General features: G+C 71.9%; 20 protein-coding genes and 1 pseudogene. 5 read left to right on the top strand and 16 right to left on the bottom strand.

The window, feature by feature from the left end:
- The first annotated feature begins 14 nt into the window (after positions 1–14).
- Both ACJTNH_RS09935 and ACJTNH_RS09940 read left to right on the top strand, forming a co-directional pair.
- Entirely contained in the window at positions 15–224 is a 210-nt protein-coding gene (locus ACJTNH_RS09935) for a helix-turn-helix domain-containing protein (RefSeq protein WP_458175414.1), read from the top strand.
- 165 nt (positions 225–389) lie between these two features.
- Positions 390–689, top strand: coding sequence for a hypothetical protein (locus ACJTNH_RS09940; RefSeq protein ID WP_458175117.1), 300 nt, complete (start codon positions 390–392; stop codon positions 687–689).
- Here the strand turns inward: ACJTNH_RS09940 and ACJTNH_RS09945 are convergent, their stop codons facing one another.
- The 3 genes from ACJTNH_RS09945 to ACJTNH_RS09955 all read right to left on the bottom strand — a co-directional run bounded on the left by ACJTNH_RS09945 (position 690) and on the right by ACJTNH_RS09955 (position 2,729).
- The gene (locus ACJTNH_RS09945; RefSeq protein ID WP_458175119.1) at positions 690–911 is read right to left on the bottom strand and encodes a hypothetical protein; all 222 of its coding nucleotides are present in this window, start codon (positions 909–911) and stop codon (positions 690–692) included.
- 716 nt (positions 912–1,627) lie between these two features.
- A complete protein-coding gene (locus ACJTNH_RS09950; protein WP_458175120.1) occupies positions 1,628–1,864 on the bottom strand; it encodes a hypothetical protein in 237 nt (78 codons plus the stop codon).
- 58 nt (positions 1,865–1,922) lie between these two features.
- The gene (locus tag ACJTNH_RS09955) at positions 1,923–2,729 is read right to left on the bottom strand and encodes a PP2C family protein-serine/threonine phosphatase (RefSeq protein ID WP_458175121.1); all 807 of its coding nucleotides are present in this window, start codon (positions 2,727–2,729) and stop codon (positions 1,923–1,925) included.
- Between the two features lie 620 nt (positions 2,730–3,349).
- Here ACJTNH_RS09955 and ACJTNH_RS09960 point away from each other — a divergent pair.
- Positions 3,350–3,570 (top strand): annotated as a pseudogene (locus ACJTNH_RS09960) (methyl-accepting chemotaxis protein); the annotation flags it as partial.
- Positions 3,571–3,739: 169 nt separating this feature from the next.
- On the opposite strand, the gene ACJTNH_RS09965 reads toward ACJTNH_RS09960, so the two are convergent.
- The 8 genes from ACJTNH_RS09965 to htpX all read right to left on the bottom strand — a co-directional run bounded on the left by ACJTNH_RS09965 (position 3,740) and on the right by htpX (position 10,424).
- A complete protein-coding gene (locus ACJTNH_RS09965; RefSeq protein ID WP_458175122.1) occupies positions 3,740–4,240 on the bottom strand; it encodes an ATP-binding protein in 501 nt (166 codons plus the stop codon).
- Between the two features lie 133 nt (positions 4,241–4,373).
- Positions 4,374–5,657: a PP2C family protein-serine/threonine phosphatase gene (locus ACJTNH_RS09970; protein WP_458175123.1), complete on the bottom strand. Its 1,284-nt coding sequence runs from the start codon at positions 5,655–5,657 to the stop codon at positions 4,374–4,376.
- On the bottom strand, positions 5,654–6,613 hold the full coding sequence (locus tag ACJTNH_RS09975; protein ID WP_458175124.1) for a SpoIIE family protein phosphatase: 960 nt from the start codon (positions 6,611–6,613) through the stop codon (positions 5,654–5,656). The genes ACJTNH_RS09970 and ACJTNH_RS09975 overlap by 4 nt, the downstream gene beginning before the upstream one ends.
- Positions 6,614–6,657: 44 nt before the next feature.
- Positions 6,658–7,074: an ATP-binding protein gene (locus ACJTNH_RS09980; RefSeq protein ID WP_458175125.1), complete on the bottom strand. Its 417-nt coding sequence runs from the start codon at positions 7,072–7,074 to the stop codon at positions 6,658–6,660.
- Positions 7,052–7,426 (bottom strand): STAS domain-containing protein, encoded by a 375-nt coding sequence (locus tag ACJTNH_RS09985; RefSeq protein WP_458175126.1) that lies wholly within the window; start codon positions 7,424–7,426, stop codon positions 7,052–7,054. The genes ACJTNH_RS09980 and ACJTNH_RS09985 overlap by 23 nt, the downstream gene beginning before the upstream one ends.
- The gene (locus ACJTNH_RS09990; RefSeq protein WP_458175127.1) at positions 7,423–8,286 is read right to left on the bottom strand and encodes an STAS domain-containing protein; all 864 of its coding nucleotides are present in this window, start codon (positions 8,284–8,286) and stop codon (positions 7,423–7,425) included. The genes ACJTNH_RS09985 and ACJTNH_RS09990 overlap by 4 nt, the downstream gene beginning before the upstream one ends.
- A 457-nt stretch (positions 8,287–8,743) precedes the next feature.
- Positions 8,744–9,517, bottom strand: coding sequence for an SGNH/GDSL hydrolase family protein (locus tag ACJTNH_RS09995; protein ID WP_458175416.1), 774 nt, complete (start codon positions 9,515–9,517; stop codon positions 8,744–8,746).
- Between the two features lie 34 nt (positions 9,518–9,551).
- Positions 9,552–10,424 (bottom strand): zinc metalloprotease HtpX, encoded by an 873-nt coding sequence (gene htpX, locus ACJTNH_RS10000; protein ID WP_458175129.1) that lies wholly within the window; start codon positions 10,422–10,424, stop codon positions 9,552–9,554.
- Positions 10,425–10,650: 226 nt separating this feature from the next.
- On the opposite strand from htpX, the gene ACJTNH_RS10005 reads away from it, so the two are divergent.
- Entirely contained in the window at positions 10,651–12,612 is a 1,962-nt protein-coding gene (locus tag ACJTNH_RS10005; protein ID WP_458175131.1) for a 2-oxoacid:acceptor oxidoreductase subunit alpha, read from the top strand.
- Positions 12,609–13,730 (top strand): 2-oxoacid:ferredoxin oxidoreductase subunit beta, encoded by a 1,122-nt coding sequence (locus ACJTNH_RS10010; protein ID WP_458175133.1) that lies wholly within the window; start codon positions 12,609–12,611, stop codon positions 13,728–13,730. Before ACJTNH_RS10005 ends, ACJTNH_RS10010 begins: the two co-directional genes overlap by 4 nt.
- A gap of 257 nt (positions 13,731–13,987) precedes the next feature.
- Here the strand turns inward: ACJTNH_RS10010 and ACJTNH_RS10015 are convergent, their stop codons facing one another.
- The 5 genes from ACJTNH_RS10015 to nuoL all read right to left on the bottom strand — a co-directional run bounded on the left by ACJTNH_RS10015 (position 13,988) and on the right by nuoL (position 21,564).
- The gene (locus ACJTNH_RS10015) at positions 13,988–15,208 is read right to left on the bottom strand and encodes a PQQ-dependent sugar dehydrogenase (RefSeq protein WP_458175135.1); all 1,221 of its coding nucleotides are present in this window, start codon (positions 15,206–15,208) and stop codon (positions 13,988–13,990) included.
- Between the two features lie 38 nt (positions 15,209–15,246).
- Positions 15,247–16,260 (bottom strand): polyprenyl synthetase family protein, encoded by a 1,014-nt coding sequence (locus ACJTNH_RS10020; RefSeq protein WP_458175137.1) that lies wholly within the window; start codon positions 16,258–16,260, stop codon positions 15,247–15,249.
- A gap of 114 nt (positions 16,261–16,374) precedes the next feature.
- Positions 16,375–17,925, bottom strand: a complete 1,551-nt coding sequence (gene nuoN / locus ACJTNH_RS10025) for an NADH-quinone oxidoreductase subunit NuoN (RefSeq protein WP_458175139.1) — start codon at positions 17,923–17,925, stop codon at positions 16,375–16,377.
- The gene (locus tag ACJTNH_RS10030) at positions 17,925–19,601 is read right to left on the bottom strand and encodes an NADH-quinone oxidoreductase subunit M (RefSeq protein ID WP_458175141.1); all 1,677 of its coding nucleotides are present in this window, start codon (positions 19,599–19,601) and stop codon (positions 17,925–17,927) included. Before ACJTNH_RS10030 ends, nuoN begins: the two co-directional genes overlap by 1 nt.
- A gap of 61 nt (positions 19,602–19,662) precedes the next feature.
- A complete protein-coding gene (gene nuoL / locus ACJTNH_RS10035; protein WP_458175143.1) occupies positions 19,663–21,564 on the bottom strand; it encodes an NADH-quinone oxidoreductase subunit L in 1,902 nt (633 codons plus the stop codon).
- Positions 21,565–21,597: the final 33 nt, after the last annotated feature.

A 21,597-nucleotide genomic window follows, 5' to 3' on the forward strand; every position in this document is an offset into this window, starting at 1 on the left:
CCCCGGAGCCAGCCGTGCCCGACCCCACCGCCGAACGCGAACCCGAGCTGCTCACCATCACCGAGGCCGCGGACGTGCTCCGCGCGCCCGTCGCCACCCTCCGGTACTGGCGACACCTCGGCACCGGCCCCATGAGCTTCCGACTCGGCCGGCGCGTCCTCTACCGCCGCACCGACCTGCGCACCTGGATCGACGCACAAGCAGACCAGTCCCCCCGCCGATAGCCGCCATCGGAGAGCGGCGGGACCGGACACCGGACCGCTGCGCATTCGGGCACACGGTGCGGCCCGGCGGCCAGCCCCGCCTGTGGACGACGACGGTCCTCCACAGAAGCCGAACAGAACCGGGTTCCGGCAGCGCCGGAACGGCGACGCTGAGAGGAGCAAGCGATGGGATGGATGCGCCCGGTCGTGAACGGCCAGGCGCACGAGGGCTGGGTGGTTTCGCTGCTCGCCGACCGCGCGGGGCAGCGCACGCTACTCGCCGTCGACCTCAACGGCGAGCCGCTGGCGCCGCTGCGCGCTCTGAAAGAGACCCCTCTGTTCCTGGGCACTTGGGGTGAGTACGCCCGGCAGGATCCAGGCACCGAGACCCATCCGCTTCGGGTGCCGGCGCGATCACCGCCCAATGTGGGCGTTCATCGACCACGGGCTGCAGGCAGCCGGGGGCCGCTGTTGCCCAACCCCTGATCAAGACTCGGCACGGCGTTCGAGGACAACCTTCGCCGCGAAGTAGCGCAAGCGAAGCAGACCGTCTCGCCGCTGCAGCCACCTCGGGCCCTCCCTGCACTGATAGCGGCGCAGCACCTCGACGGTCCATTCTTCAGCGGCAGTCTCTTCCTCACAGAGGTGGCGCATCCACCCGAACACGACTGCCACCTCGTCAACGGGCAGTTCACCGGCGATCGACACGAGCCTCTCTCGACACTCGCGGCCCGGGACATCCGCGGCTGCACCGAGGATGCCTTATCGGATTCACGCCCCGCAGTCGTGCGCGGATGCGCTCACCCCGACGAGCGATGAGCCAACGCCAGTCAGCGAGCCACCTGGCTCTCCGAGACGCCGAGAACCTGGTGAGCCCCGAGTGGGGTGAGGTAGACCTGCATGCTGTCCGCTGCCCAGGATCGAACCGGGCGCGCGTGGCCGTCCGAGAACCTAGCGACGCGCGATCCGTAGGAGCGACCGGACCTGGTTCCGTCCGACAGTGCCTCGATCTGGAGGGGCCGCCAAAGGTGACCACGAGGGCAGCAGGGGGCCGGCCGCTGGCGGCGTCGGACGACGCCAGGCGCGCGCTACGACATTCCCCACGCCGGCTCCCGGCCCGGCCAGCGCAGGCCGAGGGCGGTGCGGACGCCGGGCTGGGTCTGACCGGCTCGCACTGGTCGCCTTGGGACTCCGGCGTGGCGCCCGACGACGGACGCACATGCAGGGCCCCGCACTCGTCGGGTTCGGCGCTCTGACCGTGGTGGCCCTGAGCCTCGATCCGCCGCTCTCGCGAGTAGACGGTCCGTCGGTGAAATCATGGTCCCCACTTCGGCGCACGCGTCCCGCGCCACCTGTCGACACTGTTCGCCCGCCTCTGGGCTGTCGCAGGTGCGACACGGGGGGGCGAGGTCGGGCGGCTCCCATCAGTCCGGGGTGTGCACCGCGATCATCCGGCCGATCACCGTCGCCCATGCCGCCTGAGCTTCTGGTGGCTGGTCACTGACGACGCTGCTGGCGCCCATGACTGTGTCGCGGCCCCCGCTGGTGACGGTTTCGAAGGCGAGGCGAAACACGAGGACGCGGATCTGCTCCAGCTCCACGCCCGCAGCGAGTAGCGGCTGGATCAGCCAGTATTGCTGCTCCGGTGCAAGCGACTCCACGAACGGGTATTCGACGGGAAAGCCGTCGGATGCTTGGTGGTGGGGAACTGGCCGCCGCTCACTCGAGCAGGCGCAGCTCGCGTCCGGTCCGCCATCCGAGCAGAACGATGCTGGCGTCGTCCTGCAGCTGGTCGGACTGGTGCGCCAACACCTGGCGCCTCAGCCGCCGGACGGTTTCGGGGGCGGCGTCACCGGCCGCCGCGGCGTGCAGCACGAAGTCGGCGAGGCGTTCCTCGCTGAAGAACTCGCCGGTGGGCGAGCGCGCTTCGACGATCCCGTCGGTGTACAGCAGCACCTGGTCACCGGGCTCTAGCCGAGTCTCACACTCCAGCGGCTTGCCCGACTGCAGGCCCAGCGGCCGGGCCGGCGGGCACGCGAGAGGATGCAGAAGCGACCCTCCTCGCAGGATGAGCGGCGCGGGGTGCCCGGCGTTGACTGAGCGGAGCTGACCCGTTTCCAAGTCCAGGCGCACGATCGCTGCGGTCGCGAACTGACTGGCGCTGAACTGCTGGGCGATGACGGCGTCCAGGGCGTGACTGGTCTCGGACAGGTCAAGCTGGCTGCGGCGGGCATGCCGGTAGGCGCCGACGGCGGCGCTGGCCAACAGCGCGGAGGCCAGCCCGTACCCGACGGAGTCGAGCACGAGGACGTCGGCGGTGTCGTTGGTGACGGCGTAGTCGAAGGTGTCGCCGCCGATCTCGTAGGCCAGCTCCAGGGCGCCGGATATCACGAAGCGGTTCGTGGCGAAGGTCAGTGGCGGCAGGAGATCCCACTGGATCTCAGCAGCCAGGGTCATCACCCGCCGCCGGCGGAGCCGGGAGAAGGTGTCGCTGTACAGGTCGTTGACGACGAGGAGCTCGGCCACCAGCGATGCCAGGTTGCGGCCTCGTCATCGGCCTGGGCCGTGGCCGCCTCGACCTGGACTTCCATGACACCCAGGCGCTCGGCGCCGTCGAGCAACGGAAGCCACATATGGTGTCCACTGCCGGGCCGTTCCGTGTGGGCCACCCTGCATCCGCCGGTAGGCCAGTCCGGCGACCGTTCCCTCGATCGACAGTTCCTGGCGCGGCGGGACACCGTGGCCCGGAAGGGGCAGCAGTGAGACCTGCTCGTAGTCGACCAGGTAGATGACCGCCTCGGGGAAGCCGAGGTCGGCGGCGCGCGCGGCGACGACGGGTGCGACCTCGTCCGCGGACAGCAGGGCACTCCCGCAGGAGCTGCCGGATCGGGTCCTTGGAAGGGGTGCCGGACTCGTGGGATGTCACGGTTCATCCTCCTCTGGCGAGGTGACGCTCCTGTTGCGGGGCGGACGTGACGGACGTGCCGGAGCCAGGTTGCAAGGTCGCCGCCGGTCAAGAAGCAGCTCTCAAGACTCCACGGAGGGGCGTCTTCAGCAAGATGAAGCCGCGTACCCGTCAGGACGCCAGACATACCTGCACCTTCCGGCCTCGGGCGCTTCGATCAGAGCAGTGACGGCAGGGGCAGGTGGCCAGCCTCCGGGAGTCCAGCGCGGATATCAGCAAGGTCATCACGGCATCGCCGCGCAGACCAATCTCCTTGCGCTCAACGCCACGATCGAAGCCGCCCGCGCCGGCGAGGCAGGACGCGGCTTCGCCGTCGTCGCCAACGAAGTCAAGGAGCTGGCCAACAAGACCGCGACGGCAACGACCGAGGTGGACGTCAAGATCAAAGCAATCCGGGCTGAGGTCGACCTGGTCACCACCGCGCTCGCCGAAATGGGACCGCCGTCGAACGAATCGACGAATCCAGAGCATCATCGGCGCCGTCCTAACCGAACAAGCAGCCGTCACCAAGGCCATTCTGAATTGACGCGAGTTGGACGCACTTCGATGGCGTCGGGTTCGGTTGAACGGATCACGCAGCGGAGACGTCGCCGCCGGTCGCTGGTCGAGCACTCGGTGTCGGCAGGCAGGCCCACACGTGCTTGCGGCCGCCCTGCACGCTCCACCCGTAGTCGCTACTGAGCCGAGCCACCAGATGCAGCCCCAGCCCTCCCAACGCCGGGTCGCGGTCGACGGCGGGCTGCGGCGGCCAGCTGGGCGCGGCGTCGGTCACCTGCACCAGCCACCACTCCGCCCCCGCCTGGACCCGTGCGACGACCGGCGCCTGCCCATGCCGCAGACCGTTGGAGGCCAGCTCCTCGAACACCAGCAGCAGCTCCTCTACCGCCTCCTCGATGACCTCGACGGGGGCGTCGACGGAGTGGTCGGGCGGGGCACCGCTGATGGCCTTGACGGCCGCTGCGGCTCGCAGCCGGCGCCGAGCACCGCACACGTCGCTGGGAACCACCAAGTCCCAGCAGCCCATCAGCGTCCCGCCGGACTGCTGCGGGAGCAGCTGCTCAGTCCATGACACGAGTCCACAGTCCCCTCATCGGCACCGAAGCACCAATTCACCCGGCCGCGCCGATTGACGCACCACTGTTTCATCGGCTCCCGTATGGCCTGGCTGAACCGGAACCTGGCTGCGAGGTGGCTGACGCATCTGCTCAGAGTCGCCGCAGACCGAGGAGCAGCGCGTCGTCCTTGAGTGGTGCACGTTCGCGCACCGAGGACAGCAGGCCGTCGAGGAGCTCGTCGAGCTCGGCGTGGCGCATTTGCCCCGCGGTCGCACGGAGGAGATCGAGTCCCTCGTCGATGTCGGATCCGGTCTCGATGACCCCGTCGGTGTACAGGACGACGGTGTCCCCTCGCCCCAGCCGGACACTGCTGGCGCCGAGGCTGCCGGCGCCTGGGAAGCCGATCGGCCGTCCCTTGGCCTCGATGTACTCCAGGTCACCGTCCGCGGGGATGAGGAGCGCAGGGGGGTGACCTCCTCCGGCGAGCTCGAGCTCGCCGGTGTCCTGTGTGAGGCGCGCGAGCAGGACGGTGGCGAGTGCACCAGTGCCTTCCAGCAGTTCGTCGGCGCGGGCGATGAGCTCGGCGAGCTCGTGTCCCTCACGGCTGAGGGTGCGCAGCGCGTGGGTGACGTCCAGGGCGGCGCGGGTGCTCTCGACGCCGTGCCCGACGACATCGACGACTGTGACGTGCAGGCGACCGTCGCGCAGGACCAGCCAGTCGTAGAGGTCGCCGCCGGTGGGTGAGTTGGTCTGCGCAGGCACGTACCGGATGGCCAACTCGATATCGGGCAGCGGTGGCGGTGGAGGCCGCAGCGCGTTCTCCAGCTCGGTGAACACCTCGCGCTGGGCAAGGCGGATCCGTTCTGCCGAGTGCTCCAGCTCGGAGTAGAGCGCCAGGACGCCTCGGTTGGTCTCCGCCAGCTCGTCGTTGAGGCGCAGCAACTCGCTCTCGCGGGTGCGCAGTTCGGCGAGTGCGCTCGCCAGCTCGCCGTTCTGCTCGCTCAGGGCCTCGACGGGGTCGACCTCCACGTCGACGGCCAGCTGTCGCCGGGCCGCATCCAGAGCGTCGGCGGACACCGCAGAGGGTCCGGGGAGGCGCTTGCAGAGAACCCATCGGCGGTCGTCGTGCTCGTAGTGATCCAGCAGGCGGCCGACCACCTCGACCGTGTCCGGGCGGGAAACAGCCCCAGCCTTGGGCAGCTGGAAGACGGCACACAGCACATCGACGCCGTCGGGGCCCGGACCCACCTGGAGCCGCAGGCTGACCTCATCGGTGTCAGCGGCGCTCTGCCGCGCGACCTCGGCGGCCGCGGTCGCCAGCCGCACCTGGTCCTGGTCGCTGAGCCCGAGCAGCGCCCCCGCACGGCGCACGCTCGCCCGGACCCGCACCAGGTCGCCTCCACGGCGCAAGCGCAGCTGCAGGAGGTCGGTCACGACGCCGCCTCCGGCCGGAGCACGACGATCCCGACATCGTCGCTACCGCGCTCGTGATCCCGCATCATCGTCGCCGCGACGACCATCGGAGGTGGGGCCAGCGCGCCCGGTCGATCGCGCAGGTCCCACGAGCTCACGAGTCCGTCGGAGTGCATGACCACCACGCCATCGTCAGGTACGGGGGTGCTGGTCTCCACGGGGGTCCGCATGGTCAGCCCCGCGGTTCCGTGCCCGATCAGGGTGCGCCGCACCAGCCCGTCGGCGGAGACGACGGCGACCGCCACGTTCCCCACCCCAGCGGCGAGCAACTCGTGACCGTCGTCCGGTGCCCGCCGCAGACGAGCCACCGTGACCGCTGCCCCCCGGCTGCCACGCAGTCGATCATGGATCCGCCGCACGGCCTCCGGTAGCGGCAGTCCCGCCAGCTCCTCGGGATCGGCGACCGCTATTGCTCCGGCGGCAGCGGCGTCGGGACCGTGCCCGAGCCCGTCGGCGAGGACGGCGAAAACGCCGTCCTCATCAACCCACCACGCCCATGCATCACCATTGACCCGCTCCCCTCTACAGGGGAATCCGAGGCCGGCGACCGTCGCGGAGTGCCCAGGCGGCCCGATGCGTGCGCTCACGACCGTTGCGTGCCCGTCGGCCGCGCCGCTGACCGCCGTGGCCACACGGGACACCGCGCCCAGACCCGAGCCCAGCGAGCCTGCGGCCGTCGAGAACCCGTCGGTGAAGGACCGCGCCCAGTCCTCCATGCCGCGTCCACTGTTGAGCGCGACGACGTCGACCGCGCGGTCCTCCGCCGAGGGCTGGATCACCAACTGACCGCGGGCTCCGTGCCGTTGCGCGTTGCCGGCCAGCTCCGCTGCCACGAGCGCCGCCGCGTCGACACCGGCGTCGTCCAGACCGGCGAGGGCCGCGACCTGCCGCGCTCGTTGCTGGGCGACCAGCACCATCCCGGCGTCTGCCACGTCCAGACGCACGGAGCACTGGGCGACGGTCAGCGACGGCGCAGCCACTGGGTGATCTCCACGCGTGTTCCCCGTCCCGGCTCCGACTCGATGACGAACTCGTCGACCAGCCGCCGCGTTCCACTGAGCCCCAGACCCAGTCCACCACCGCTGCTCCAACCGTCCGTGAGAGCTTGGCGCAGGTCGGCGATGCCGCGGCCCTCGTCGACGAACTCCAGTCGAAGTCCCCGGCGCCGGCCGTCGTCCAGCTCGCTGATCGTCAGCATCCCGCCCCCGCCATAGGTGTGGGTGTTCCGCGCCAGTTCACTGGCGGCGGTCACGAGGCGGGTCTGGGCGACGAGATCGAAGCCCAGCGACGTGGCCAGGTCGCGGACCCGATGGCGGACCCGGACGACGTCGTCACCGCCTCGCACCGGCAGCGTCTCAGTCGCGCCAACCGTCGCCACCGGCACCGTCCTCCAGTGCGTCCAGCGCATCGTCGATCGTCAGGGCAGTGCGCACCCCCTCGAGTGTGAGCCCGAGCTCGACGAGCGTGATCGCCACGGCGGGCCGCATCCCGACGACCGCGACCCGTGCGCCAAGCAACCGGCAGACGCGGGCGATGTCCACGATCACGCGGCTGATGAACGAATCGACGATCTGCGCGGCCGAGACGTCCACCAGAACCGTCCGTGCACCGTTGCCGGCCACCTCCTGCGCCAGCCGGTCAGCCAGCGCCAGGGCACTGCGGTCGTCGATATCCTCCTGCATCGCGGCGACGGCGACGTCGCGGAAACGAACGACAGGAACCGACGTCACTGCTTCGCGAAACGGTCGACGTGCGCCTGCACCCGGGCGATGGCGAGAACGAGGGCATCAGCCAGGGAGGCACGCGTCGTCACCTCGCTGAGGTCGATGCCCAACTGCACCATCGTCTGCGCGGTCTGCGGCGCGATGCCGCTCACGATGCAGTCCGCGCCCATCAGCCGCGTCGCAGCCACCGTCTTCAACAGGTGCTGCGCGACGAGGGTGTCGACCGTCGGGACCCCGGTGATGTCAAGAATCGCAACGAGCGCGCCATCATCGCTGATGGCCTGCAGCAACGACTCCATGACCACCTGCGCGCGGGCGCTGTCCAGCGTGCCGACCAGCGGCGCGGCCACCACCCGGTCCCAGACCCGCACCACCGGTGTGGACAGCTCCAGGAGCTGCTCGCCCTGCTGCGAGATCACGTCCTCACGGCCGGCGAGGAAGCTGTCGAACGAGCCCAGGGCCAGGTCGTCCACCAGCCGAGCGGCCTCACGCGCGAGGGTCAAACCGTCCTCACTACTGCCTGCAAGGCTCAACTGAGACAGCAGCGCCTCCCGCAGACCGAGGAACAGCGCAGCGGTCTCGGCCGGCCGGGTGCCCTGCCGACTGCGGCGCAGACTGAAATCGCTCACCAGGCCGACAACGGGCGCAAGGTCCGGTTGCTCCTCCGAGGCCTCAAGTGCCGTCCGCAGCGCGGACAGGATCGCTGCCCCGTCGCGCCGCAGGTCTCTGGCGCCGCTCGCGCCGGCGACCGTCTCAGTCCGCCGGCTCCACGCCTCGAGGACCTCGGTGCTGCGACGCTCCAATACCTCGGCAATGCCCTCGATCGCCCGCACCGGTGCGCTCATGTCGTCCTGCGGTTGCTCCACCGTGCTCCTCGCGTCGAGACCTTCGCGGCGCATCATACGCGATCTCGGTCGTGTCACACCTAGTTCAAAAGCCGCTCAACTGGCGGCGGACGGTTGACTGCTGCCTTGCCCAGGCGTGTCACGGAACGGACGATCTCAGTCCGCAGCCAGTCCGCAGGAGTCCGCAAAAAGTCCGCAACTCGCCCGATCCCGACCGTCATCGACCAGTGGTGCTCAATCACAAAAATCCAGGTCAGACACCCTATCTATCGATAGATCGCATGCAATCGGAAGCAGCGGATCAGTACGACAACTACCGCTGACCCTGTCGCCGGGACGCGCGTCGACCCCGTGGTCCGTGCGGGCGCCCGGCGGACGGCCACCAGGCCGTCCGCCGGGGCGCGGTCCCGGCGGACCACCGGGCCGGGCGCCGCGCGGGCTCGCGGCTCGGCCGACGACCCGCCGCCCGGACGCGGGCTCAGCGGCTGGGCTCGTCCGCCAGGAGCGCCGGGCCCACCGGCACCAGCGTCCAGTCACGGTGCTTGCCGGTACGGCCGTCACCGGAGGAGCGGCGGGCCAGCTTGCGCAGCGCCCAGGGCACCAGGTGCTCGCGGTACCAGCGGGCCTCGGCGCCGAGTCGCCGGGCCCCGGCCGGGGCCGGGTCGACCGCGTGGCCGGCCACCGGGTGGCCCAGCCCGTCGAGCACGAGGCCGGCCACCCGGCGGTGACCGGCGGGACCCAGGTGCAACCGGTCCGCCGACCAGTACCCGGGACGGCGGAGCTCCTCGTCACCGAACACGTCGATGAACGTCAGCTCGTGCCGGGCCGCCAGCTCGGCGACGGCCGCGGTCAGCGCCGCCCCCCGGCGGTGCATCGTGCGGCCGAAGGGCAGCCGGCCCGTGGGGTCGGCGCCGCTCACGAGCACCAGCCGCACCCCCGCCCGGGCGCACCGCAGCACTGCCTGCTCGGTCAGCTCCACCAGCCGGGCCACGTCGCAGCTGGGCCGCATCATGTCGTTGCCCCCGCCGTTCAGGGTGACCAGCGTGGGCGCCGGGACCATGGCCAGCGCGGCCTCCAGCTGGTCGCTGACCACCGGGGCGAGCAGGCGGCCGCGCACCGCGGTGTTCGCGTAGTGCACCGGCCCGTCCACCGTGGCGGCCAGGCCGGCGGCCACCAGGTCGGCCCATCCGCGCACCGAGCCGTCGGGCAGCTCGTCGCCCATGCCCTCGCTGAAGCTGTCCCCGATCGCCATGTACCGCACGGCCCGAGGGTAGGGAACCAGCGGCTCAGTGCTGCCCGAGCTCCCGGGCCATCTGCTGCAGCCGCGCGATGCGCTCGGCCATCGGCGGGTGGGTGGCGAACATCGAGGCCATGCCCTGCCCGCGGAACGGGTTGGCGATCATCAGGTGGCTCTGGGTGACCAGCCGGTCGTCCTGGGGCAGCGGGCGGGCGGCGACCCCGCGCTCGAGCTTGGACAGCGCACTGGCCAGCGCCAGCGGGTCGTGGGAGAGCTGCGCCCCGGAGGCGTCCGCCTGGTACTCGCGGCTGCGGCTGACCGCCATCTGCACCAGCCCGGCGGCGACCGGGCCGAGGAAGACCAGGAGCAGGCCACCGAGCGCACCGCCGCCCTCGCGGTCGTCGGACCGGCCACCGAACAGCGAGGCGAACATCGCCATGTGCGCCAGGTAGGTGATCACCGTGGCCATCGCCCCGGCCACCGAGCTGATCAGGATGTCGCGGTTGTAGACGTGCGAGAGCTCGTGGGCGAGCACGCCGCGCAGCTCGCGCCGGTCCAGCAGCTCGAGGATCCCCTGCGTGCAGCAGACCGCGGCGTTGCGGGGGTTGCGGCCGGTGGCGAAGGCGTTGGGCTGGTTGGTCGGGCTGACGTAGAGCCGGGGCATCGGCTGACGGGCCTCGGTGGCCAGCTCGCGCACGATCGCGTAGAGCTGGGGCGCCTGGGTCTCGGTGACCGGGAACGCGCGCATCGCGCGCAGCGCGAGCTTGTCGGAGTTGAACCACGCCCAGCCGTTCACGCCCAGCGCGATCAGCAGGGCGATCAGCAGGCCGCCCCGACCGAAGGCGCTGCCGACCAGCAGGATGACGCCGGCCATCAGGCCGAGCAGCACCGCCGTCTTCAGACCGTTGTTCCACCGTTGCACGAGCCGTAGAACGCGGTCGCCCCGATCGCCGTTCCCCCGGTGCCCGTGCGCCCACCGGTCAGGGAAGGCAACCCTGTGTGCCTTCCCTCACGTTGCTCCGACGGCGAGTCGGCACGGCCGGCCCGCACGTAACCTGGCGGGTCGGAGGTACCTCACACACATGACTGGCACCAACCCCGGAATCAGCTCTGCCGCGAGCGACGTTGCCCCGAGCATGGACCCCGCCGTGGACACCCCCGTGCACAGCTCCGCTCCCGGCGGGCTGGTCAAGAGCGTCGTCGAGCTCGACCGCGTCGTCATCCGCCTCGCCGGCGACTCCGGCGACGGCATGCAGCTGACCGGCGGTCGCTTCACCAGCGAGACCGCCTCGTTCGGCAACGACCTGTCGACGCTGCCGAACTTCCCGGCCGAGATCCGGGCGCCGACGGGCACCCTGCCCGGTGTCAGCTCCTTCCAGCTGCACTTCGCCGACCACGACATCATGACGCCGGGTGACGCCCCCGACGTCCTGGTCGTGATGAACCCGGCCGCGCTCAAGGCCAACCTGGCCGACCTGCCCGGCGGCGGGCTGCTCATCGCCGACTCCGACGAGTTCACCTCGCGCAACCTGGCCAAGGTCGGCTACGACAGCAACCCGCTCGAGGACGGCTCGCTGGAGAAGTGGCAGCTGGTGAGCGTGCCGCTGACCTCGATGACCCTCGAGGCGCTGGCCGACTCGGGCCTGGGCAAGAAGGAGGCCGAGCGGAGCAAGAACATGTTCACCCTCGGCCTGCTCAGCTGGATGTACCACCGGCCCACCGAGGGCACGGTCCGCTTCCTGGAGCGCCAGTTCCGGCGCAAGCCGCAGATCGCCGCGGCCAACATCGCCGCGTTCCGGGCCGGCTTCAACTACGGCGAGACGACCGAGGCCTTCGCGGTCTCCTACGAGGTCAAGCCCGCCCCGATGGCGCCGGGGAGGTACCGGCACATCTCCGGCAACCAGGCGCTGGCCTACGGGATCGTCGCGGCCGGTCAGCGCTCCGGTCTCCCGGTGTTCCTCGGGGCGTACCCGATCACGCCGGCCAGCGACATCCTGCACGAGCTGTCCAAGCACAAGTCCTTCGGCGTGCGCACCTTCCAGGCCGAGGACGAGATCGCCGGCATCGGCGCCGCCCTGGGCGCCTCCTTCGGCGGGGCGCTGGGCGTCACGACGACGTCGGGCCCCGGTGTCGCGCTGAAGGCCGAGACGATCGGGCTGGCGGTGATGACCGAGCTGCCGCTGCTCATCGTCGACGTCCAGCGTGGTGGCCCCTCCACGGGCCTGCCGACCAAGACCGAGCAGTCGGACCTGCTGCAGGCCCTCTACGGCCGCAACGGCGAGGCCCCGGTGCCGGTGATCGCCCCGCGCTCCCCCGGCGACTGCTTCGACGCCACGCTCGAGGCCGCCCGGATCGCGCTGACCTACCGGACGCCGGTGATCCTGCTGTCCGACGGGTACCTGGCCAACGGCGCCGAGCCGTGGTCGATCCCGGAGGCATCGGAGCTGCCCGACCTGCGCACCGAGTTCGCCACCGAGCCCAACGGCGAGGACGGCGAGTTCCTGCCCTACCTGCGCGACCCGGAGACGCTGGCGCGGGCCTGGGCGGTGCCCGGCACCGCCGGGCTGCAGCACCGGATCGGCGGGCTGGAGAAGGCCGACCGGACCGGCAACATCTCCTACGACCCGGAGAACCACGACTTCATGACCCGCACCCGCCAGGCCAAGGTCGACGGCATCGCCGCCTCGATCCCGGCCACCGAGGTCGACGACCCGGACGGCGACGCCCGGGTCGCGGTCATCGGCTGGGGCTCCACGTACGGCCCGATCGGCGCCGCCTGCCGGCGGATCCGTGCCTCGGGCCGGTCCGTCGCCCAGGTGCACCTGCGGCACCTCAACCCACTCCCGGCCGACCTGGGCGAGATCCTCGCCCGCTACGACCGGGTGGTCTGCCCCGAGATGAACCTCGGCCAGCTGGCCATGGTGCTGCGCGCGAAGTACCTGGTCGACGTGCACAGCCACACCCAGGTGCGCGGTCTGCCGTTCCGCGCCGCGGAGCTGGCCGCGGTGTTCCAGGACGTCATCGACGGCACCACCGGGACGCCCGCCACGGCCGACCACACCGACACCACCATCCTCGACGTGCCTGCACAGACGGGAGCGGCCCTGTGACCGCCATCGAGTCCACCAACGCGCACGTGCACGACCTCGGCATGCCGGCCGGCCCGGACGTCACCACGATCGCCGGCGCCATCGACGCCTCGGTCGCGGCGAACGGCCCGAAGCAGACCGCGCTCAAGGCCAAGGACCTCAAGACCGACCAGGAGGTGCGCTGGTGCCCGGGCTGCGGTGACTACGTCATCCTGAACGCGGTCCAGAGCTTCCTGCCCAGCCTCGGCATCGCCCGCGAGGACATGGTCATCATCTCCGGCATCGGGTGCTCCTCGCGTTTCCCGTACTACATGAACACCTACGGGATGCACTCGATCCACGGCCGCGCCCCGGCCATCGCGACCGGCCTGGCGGCCTCCCGCCCCGACCTGTCGGTGTGGGTCGTCACCGGGGACGGCGACGCGCTGTCGATCGGCGGCAACCACCTGATCCACACGCTGCGCCGCAACGTGAACCTGACGATCCTGCTGTTCAACAACCGGATCTACGGGCTCACCAAGGGCCAGTACTCCCCCACCTCCGAGGTCGGCAAGGTCACCAAGTCCACGCCGATGGGCTCGCTGGACCACCCGTTCAACCCGGTGTCCCTGGCGCTCGGCGCGGACGCGACCTTCGTCGGCCGGGCGATGGACTCCGACCGCAAGGGCCTCACCGACGTGCTGCGGCAGGCCGCCGAGCACCAGGGCACGTCGCTGGTGGAGATCTACCAGAACTGCAACATCTTCAACGACGGCGCGTTCGAGCTGCTCAAGGACCCGAACACCGGTCCGATGTGGACCATCCCGCTGGTGCACGGCGAGCCCCTGGTCTTCGGCCCGAACGGGGCGTCCTGCGTCGTCCGGGACGAGTTCGGCGGGCTGCGGATCGCCGAGACCAACCAGGTCGACGCGTCGCAGATCGTGGTGCACGACGCGCACCGGGACGACCCGTCGTACGCGTTCGCGCTCTCCCGGCTCTCCAGCCAGGACCTGCGGTACACCCCGATGGGCGTGTTCCGGAAGGTGGCCAAGCCCAGCTACGACCGGATGATGGCCGACCAGCTCGAGGACGCCGCCGCGCAGCGGCCGGCCGACCTGGACGCGCTGCTGGCCGGCGGCGACAGCTGGACGGTGTCGTGACACGGTGATGCTCCGGATCACGAGGACGAGGTGATCCTCCGGATCACACCGCCACCACGAGCCGTGCCCGGCTGCCGCTGAGCTGTTCGCGCACTCCTCGCGGAGGCCTCCGGCCCCACTCGTCCTGGCGAGTCCTGCTCCGCAGGACGAGGTACGCAGCGGCCCGTCCCCCACGTGGGGGACGGGCCGTTCGTGTTCGGAGGGACGGTCGGTGGCGACGCGGTCCGTCCCTCGTGGGACGGGCGACCGTTCGGGCCTCAGGCGCGGGGGGTGACCCGCAGCAGCTGGTCCTCGCCGTCGCCGTTGTCGGTGGTCACGTAGAGGGCGCCGTCGGTGCCCTGGACCGGGGTGCGGATGCGCCCGTAGGTGTCCTCCAGCTCGGGCACCCGGAACTGCTCGAGCAACCGGCCCTCGTCGTCGATGCGCAGGCCGAGGACGCCGGTGTCCTTCTGCACGCCGACCATCAGCACGCCGGCGTAGCCGCCCCACTCGTCCCCGTCGACGAAGCCACCCCCGCTGGTCGCGATCGTCGGGTCGCCCGAGGACCACACCGCCTCGATCGCGCCGGGGATGGCGGGGTCGGTCATCGGCACGCTCTCGTCGTACTCCCCCTCGGGCCCGGCGGGTGCGCCGTCGGGGTCGTACCCGTAGTTGCCCCCGGCGACCAGGCGGTTGACCTCGTCGTCGACGCCGGTGCCCTGCTCCACGCCGTACACCTGGTCGGTGCCCGGCTGCACGGCGAGGCCCTGCACGTTGCGGTGCCCGTAGCTCCAGATCAGCCGGGTGTCGGGGTCCTCGGCGTCCGGGAACGGGTTGCCGGCCGACGGGCCACCGGTCTGCGGGTCGATGCGCAGCACCTTGCCGGCCAGCGAGGTCAGGTCCTGCGGGTTGCTGCCGACCGCGTTGTCCCCGGTGGCCACGAGCAGCTGGCCGGCGGGGTCGAACCGGGGGCGGCACCCGCCGTGCCGGCCGCTGGACTCGTTGACCGGGATGCCGCCCAGCAGCGGATCGGCGACCCGGGTGGCGGCCGTCCAGTCCGCGTCGACGGTCCAGGCGATGACCTGGATCTCCGCGCCACCGTCCTCCTCGACGCCCTGGCAGGTGTAGAAGCGGCGGTCGTCGGCGAACGCCGGGCTCAGGGTCAGGCCCATCAGGCCGGTCTCCCCGTCGGCGAACAGGTCGTCGAGGTCCGCCTCGAGCGGGCGCACCTCGCCGTCGGGCAGGACGGCGGTCAGGCCGCCACCGCGCTCGTCGAACAGCAGCGTCCCGTCCGGCGCCTGCGCCACGTCCCAGGGGTGGTCCAGCCCGTCGGCGACCACCTCCACGTCCAGGGCCGGCACCGCGGCCGACGGGCTCGCGGCGGCGGCGTCGGGGACGTCTGTCCCGGTGCCCTCCCCCTGCTCACCGGGTGCGTCGCTGCAGGCGGCCAGCAGCAGGAGGCCGGCGAGGGCGGTCGAGGTACGGGTGCGTCGGTTCACCCAGCCCAGCATCCCCGGCCGCGACCGGTCGTGCACGATCAGCTGGTGCGGGTCACCACGTACGTGCACAGCGCCGACAGCGCCTCGCGGACCGGGCCCTCGGGGACGGCGGAGAGCCGGGCCCGTGCCCGGTCGGCGTACCCCTCGAGCACCGCGGTGGCCCGGGCGAGGGAGGCGGAGTCGCGCAGCAGCGCGAGGGCCTCGGCGTGCTCGGCGTCGTCGACCACCGGGCCGGCGACCAGCTCGCGCAGCCGGGCCTCCGCCGGGTCGTCGCCGGCCAGGGCGAACAGCACCGGGAGGGTGGCGATGCCCTCGCGCAGGTCGGTGCCCGGCTGCTTGCCGGACGCGCCACCCTCGCTGACGATGTCGATCAGGTCGTCGGACAGCTGGAAGGCGACGCCGACCTCCTCGCCGAAGGCGGTCAGCTCGGCGACCAGGGCGGCGTCGACCCCGGCGAACGAGGCGCCGAACCGGGCCGAGGTGGCCACCAGCGACCCGGTCTTGTCGGCGAGCACGCTCAGGTAGTGGTCGATCGGCTCCTCGCCGGCCTGCGCGCCGACGGTCTCGCGCAGCTGGCCGGTGACCAGTCGCTCGAAGGTCTTCGCCTGCACCCGGACCGCCTCGGGCCCGAGGTCGGCGAGCAGGTCCGAGGCCCGGGCGAACAGGAAGTCGCCGGTCAGGATGGCGACGCTGTTGCTCCACCGGCTGTTCGCGCTGGGGGCGCCGCGGCGCACGGACGCCTCGTCCATCACGTCGTCGTGGTAGAGCGTGGCCAGGTGGGTGAGCTCGCAGACGACGGCGGCGTCGACCACCTCGGGTGCGTCGGCGTCGCCGAGCTGCGCGGCCAGCAGCGCCAGCATCGGCCGGAAGCGCTTCCCGCCGGCGGACATCAGGTGACCGGCCGCCTCGCTGACGAACGAGTGGTCGCTGGCGACCGCCGTGGCCAGCGACGCCTCGACCCGGGCCAGGCCCGCGGCCAGCGAGTCGCCGAGCTCACCCTCGGGCAGCCACGGCCCGATGGTCGAGGGCGGGGTGGACGGCCGGTGCCACAACGGGGTCTCCTGGTGGTCTCTGCGTCCACGGGCCCGCGGGCTGGTGGTGCCGGCTCCGGTCATCAACCGCTGAAGATACAGGCCTGGACACCGGCGACGGCCGGGCCCGTCGACTCAGCCGACCAGCACCGCCGCGGAGTCGGCGAGGTCCAGCACCGACCCGGGGAGCACGCCCAGCACCAGGGTGGCCGCCGCGGTGACCGCCACCACGATCGTGGTGGGCAGGCCGGGGACGCCGACGGTGGGCCCGTCGGCCGCGGGCTCGGAGAAGTACATGAGCACGATGATCCGCAGGTAGAAGAAGGCGGCGACCGCGCTGGTGACCAGGGCGACCACCGCCAGCGGCCAGGCGCCGGTCTCGATCGCGGCCCGGAAGACGGCGAACTTGCCGGTGAACCCGCTGGTGAGCGGGATGCCGGCCAGCGCGAGCAGGAACAGGCCCATCAGCGCGGCGACGACCGGGGAGCGTTGCGCCAGCCCGGCCCACTGCGACAGGTGCGTCGCCTCGCCCTCCCCCGACCGCACCAGCGTGACCAGGCCGAAGGCGCCGAGCGTGGTGAGCCCGTAGGCGAGCAGGTAGAACATCGTGGCCGCCAGCCCCGGCCCGCTGCCGTCAGCGCCCAGCCCGATCACGCCGGTGAGCAGGAACCCGGCGTGCGCGATCGAGGAGTAGGCCAGCATCCGCTTGACGTCGGTCTGGGTGAGCCCGAGCACGGCGCCGACCACCATCGAGGTGATCGCCAGGGCGTAGACCAGCGGCCGCCAGGTCCACTCGGCGGTGCCGAAGGCCACGTAGAGCAGCCGCAGCACGGCACCGAAGGCGGCGACCTTGGTGGCCGCGGCCATGAAGGCGGTGACCGCGGTGGGCGCCCCCTGGTAGACGTCCGGCGTCCAGGTGTGGAAGGGCGCCACGCTGGCCTTGAACATCAGCCCGACCACCAGCAGGCCCAGGCCCAGCACCAGCACCAGCAGGGTGTCACCGCCCTCGACGACGGCGGCGTCCCGGATCGCCGACAGCCGCACGCTGCCGGTGGCCCCGTAGACCAGCGCCAGGCCGTAGAGGAAGAAGGCCGAGGCGAAGGCACCCAGCAGGAAGTACTTGACCGCCGCCTCCTGGGACAGCAGCCGCCGGCGGCGGGCCAGGCCCGACATCAGGTACAGCGGCAGGCTGAGCACCTCGAGGGCCACGAACATGACCAGCAGGTCGTTGGCGGCGGTGAACAGCATCATCCCGCCGAGGGCGAAGGAGGCCAGCGGGTAGACCTCGGTCTGCACCCGCTCGTCGGTGGCCAGCTCGCGGTCCCGGGCGCTGCCGGCCGGCACCGAGGCGACCGCGACGAACGCCGAGCGGGCCGGGTCGAGGGCGCGCTCGCTGAACAGCAGCACCGACAGCGCCCCCAGGACGGCGATCGTGCCCTGCAGGAACAGCGCGACCCCGTCGACGGCGAGCGCCCCACCGGCGGTGACCTCGCGGGTGCCGGCCAGCAGCAGGGTGGCCGCGAAGGCCCCGACCGCACCGGTCAGCGCGATCGCCACCTGCGCGGGGTGCCGGACGGCGCGGGGCGCGAACGCCTCCACCAGCACGCCGAGCGCGGCGGCGCCGAAGACGAACAGCAGCGGGGCGAGCGCTGCGAACGACAGGTCCGGGGCCTGGACGCCGTCCATCAGTCGGTCCCTCCCTCGGTGCCGCCGGCCTGCGGGGTGCTGCCACCGGGGTCGGCGCCGACATCGCTCATGGTGGCCTCCACGGCCGGGGTGACCAGGTCGATCAGCGGCTGCGGGTGGACGCCCAGCAGCAGGACCAGCGCGACCAGCGGGCTGACCACGGCGACCTCGCGCCGGGACAGGTCGGGCACCCGCCGCGTGCGGGGCGGCGCCGGCGCGGTCAGCACCGCGGTCGCGCCGCCGCCGTCCGGCCGGTCGGCGGGCTCGGGGTGAGGCTCGGGCTCGGGATCGGGCTCGGGCTCGGGCTCGGGCTCGGCGAGCACGCCGCGGGCGGGGCCGTGCATGACCCGCTGGTACATCAGCAGCACGTACAGGGCGGCCAGCACGATGCCGAGGGTGGCCAGGACCGTGTGCACGGGCCGTTCCGGGAACGACCCGATGAGCACCAGGAACTCGCTGACGAAGCTGTTGGTGCCCGGCAGGGCCAGCGACGCCAGCCCGGCCAGCAGGAAGACCCCGGCCAGCAACGGCACCCGCGAGGCCAGGCCGCCGTGGTCGCTGATCCGGCGGGAGCCGCTGCGGGCGATGACCATCCCGACCACCACGAAGAGCAGGCCGGTGGCGATGCCGTGGTTGACCATGTAGAGCACCGCACCGGTGGCCGCCTCGGTGGTGAAGGCGAAGATGCCCAGCGCGATGAAGCCGAAGTGCGCGACCGAGGTGTAGGAGACCAGCCGCTTCATGTCGTCCTGCCCGACGGCCACCAGCGCGGCGTAGAGCACCCCGACGACGGCCAGCGCCAGCACCCAGGGCGCGAGGTCCCGGGAGGCGTCGGGGAACAGCGGCAGGCAGTAGCGCAGGAAGCCGAACGTGCCGACCTTGTCCAGCACGCCGACCAGCAGCACGGAGGCACCGATCGGGGCCTCGGCGCCGGAGTCGGGCAGCCAGGTGTGGAAGGGCACCAGCGGTGCCTTGATCGCGAAGGCGACGAAGAACCCCAGGAACAGCAGCTTCTGCACCCCGGGGTCGATCTCCAGCTGGCGCAGCGCGTCGAAGGCGAAGGTGCCCTCACCCAGCTCGGAGTTGCTGACCACGTACAGCCCGATCACCGAGGCGAGCATCACCAGCCCGCCGAGCAGGCTGTACAGGAAGAACTTCACCGCCGCGTACTGCCGGTTCGGCCCCCCGAAGCTGCCGATCAGGAAGTACATCGGGACGAGCATCGCCTCGAAGAACACGTAGAACAGGAAGACGTCGGTGGCGGCGAAGACGCCGACCATCAGCGACTCCAGCAGCAGCAGCCAGGCCCAGAAGGCCCGCATCGAGCGCGGCCCGCGGTCCGGCCGGGGCGGCGGCGTCTCGTGCCACGAGGCGCCGACGACGACGGGCACGAGCACCCCGATGAGCAGCAGCATGCTCAGCGCGATGCCGTCGACACCCAGGGCGAAGTCGACGCCGAAGTCCGGGATCCAGGCCACCGCGGTGGTCAGCTGGAACCGGTCGCCGCCGGTGTCGAAGGCCACCGTGGCCAGCACGGCGAGCAGCAGCACCAGCAGGCTGACCGCCAGGGCCAGCGGCCGGGCCAGCGTCTCGCGGGCGGCCGGCAGCGCGGCGACCACGGCGGCGCCGACCGCCGGCACGACGATCATCAGCAGCAACCAGGGGACGTCGGTCATGACGGGGCCACCTCTCGTCCGGGTCGGGCGCTCGTGCCGTCGCCGCTCATGCCGTCGCCGCTCATGCCGTCGTCACCGCGACCAGCGCCCCGGCGACGAGCACCGCGCCGCCGAGCATCCCCAGGGCGTAGCTGCGCACGAACCCGGTCTGCGCGCGGCCCAGCCGGGACGACGAGCCACCCAGGGCCGCCGCGGCGCCGTTGACCACGCCGTCGACCCCCCGGTTGTCCAGCCAGACCAGCGCCCGGGTGAGCCAGATGCCCGGCCGCATGACCAGGGCCTCGTTGACCGTGTCGGCGTAGAGCGCCCGCCGGGCAGCGGTGACCACCGGCGAGACCCGGGCCGGCGCGGTGGTGGGCACCTCCCGCCGGCCGACGAACAGCCAGGCGGCCAGCACACCGAGCGCCATCACCGCGGTGACCACTGCGCCGACGACGGCGGGGGCGACCACGTGCGCGGCCTCCGCCGGCTCGCCGAACACCGGCTCCAGCCACTCGGCCAGCGGGAAGACCTGCACCAGCAGGAAGCCGGCGGCCACCGACCCGACGGCCAGCACCACCATCGGCGCGGTCATGGTGGGCGGCGACTCGTGCGGGTGGACGCCCGGGGTCCAGCGGGCCTTGCCGAAGAAGGTCATCAGCATCAGCCGGGTCATGTAGAAGGCGGTCAGCCCCGCGCCCAGGACGGCGACCCCACCGAGCACCCAGCCCGACCAGCCGCCGCGGTCCAGCGCCGCCTCGATGATCGCGTCCTTGGTCCAGTAGCCGGACAGGAACGGGAACCCGATGAGCGCCAGGTAGCCCAGCCCGAAGGTGACGAAGGTGACCGGCAGCCGCTTCGCCAGCCCACCGAAGCGGCGCATGTCGACCTGGTCGTCCATCGCGTGCATCACCGAGCCGGCGCCGAGGAACAGCCCGGCCTTGAAGAAGCCGTGGGTGAGCAGGTGGGCGATGCCGGCGGCGTAGCCGACCGGGCCGAGCCCCACGGCCAGGAACATGTAGCCGATCTGGCTGACCGTGGAGTAGGCCAGCACCTTCTTGATGTCGTCGTACGCGCAGCCCACGATCGCCCCGATCAGCAGGGTGACCGCACCGACGGCCAGGACGACGGTGCGGGCGGTCGGCGTCTCGTCGTAGACCGGGGCGCTGCGGGCGATCAGGTAGACCCCGGCGGTGACCATGGTCGCGGCGTGGATGAGCGCGGAGACCGGGGTCGGGCCCTCCATGGCGTCGGGCAGCCAGGCCTGCAGCGGGAACTGGCCGGACTTGCCGCAGGCCCCCAGCAGCAGGAGGAGGCCGATCGCGGTGACCGTGCCGCCGGCGAGCAGGCCGACCTCGCCGAAGACGCCGGCGTAGGACGTCGTCCCGAGCTGGGCGAACATCAGGAAGATCCCCAGGGCCAGGCCGACGTCCCCGATCCGGTTCATCAGGAAGGCCTTCTTCGCCGCCGTGGCGGCGGCCGGGCGGGTGTACCAGAAGGCGATGAGCAGGTAGGACGCCAGCCCGACGCCCTCCCAGCCGACGTAGAGCGCCACGTAGCTGTTGCCCAGGACGAGCAGCAGCATCGCCGCGACGAACAGGTTCAGGTAGGCGAAGAACCTGCGGCGGCCGGGGTCGGAGGCCATGTAGCCGATCGAGTAGACGTGGATCAGCGCCCCGACCCCGGTGATCAGCAGCATGAACACCGCCGACAGCGGGTCGATCAGCAGCCCGGCCGACACGTCCAGCCCGCCGGTGCGGATGAAGGTGAACAGGTCGACGCTGGCGGCGTGCCCGGGCCGGTCGCTCAGCTGCAGGGTGCACGCCACGGCCAGCACGAACGCGACGACCACGGTGCCGGTGGCGAGCAGGTGCCCCCAGCGGTCGGTGCGCCGGCCACCGAGCAGCAGCAGCGCGGCGCCGGCCAGCGGCAGCGCGATCACCAGCCAGGCGACCGACAGCAGCCCGTCGACGGGCACGGACACCGGTACGACCTCGTTCACCCTCGCACCCCGTCC

The organism is Modestobacter lacusdianchii (assembly GCF_054177765.1).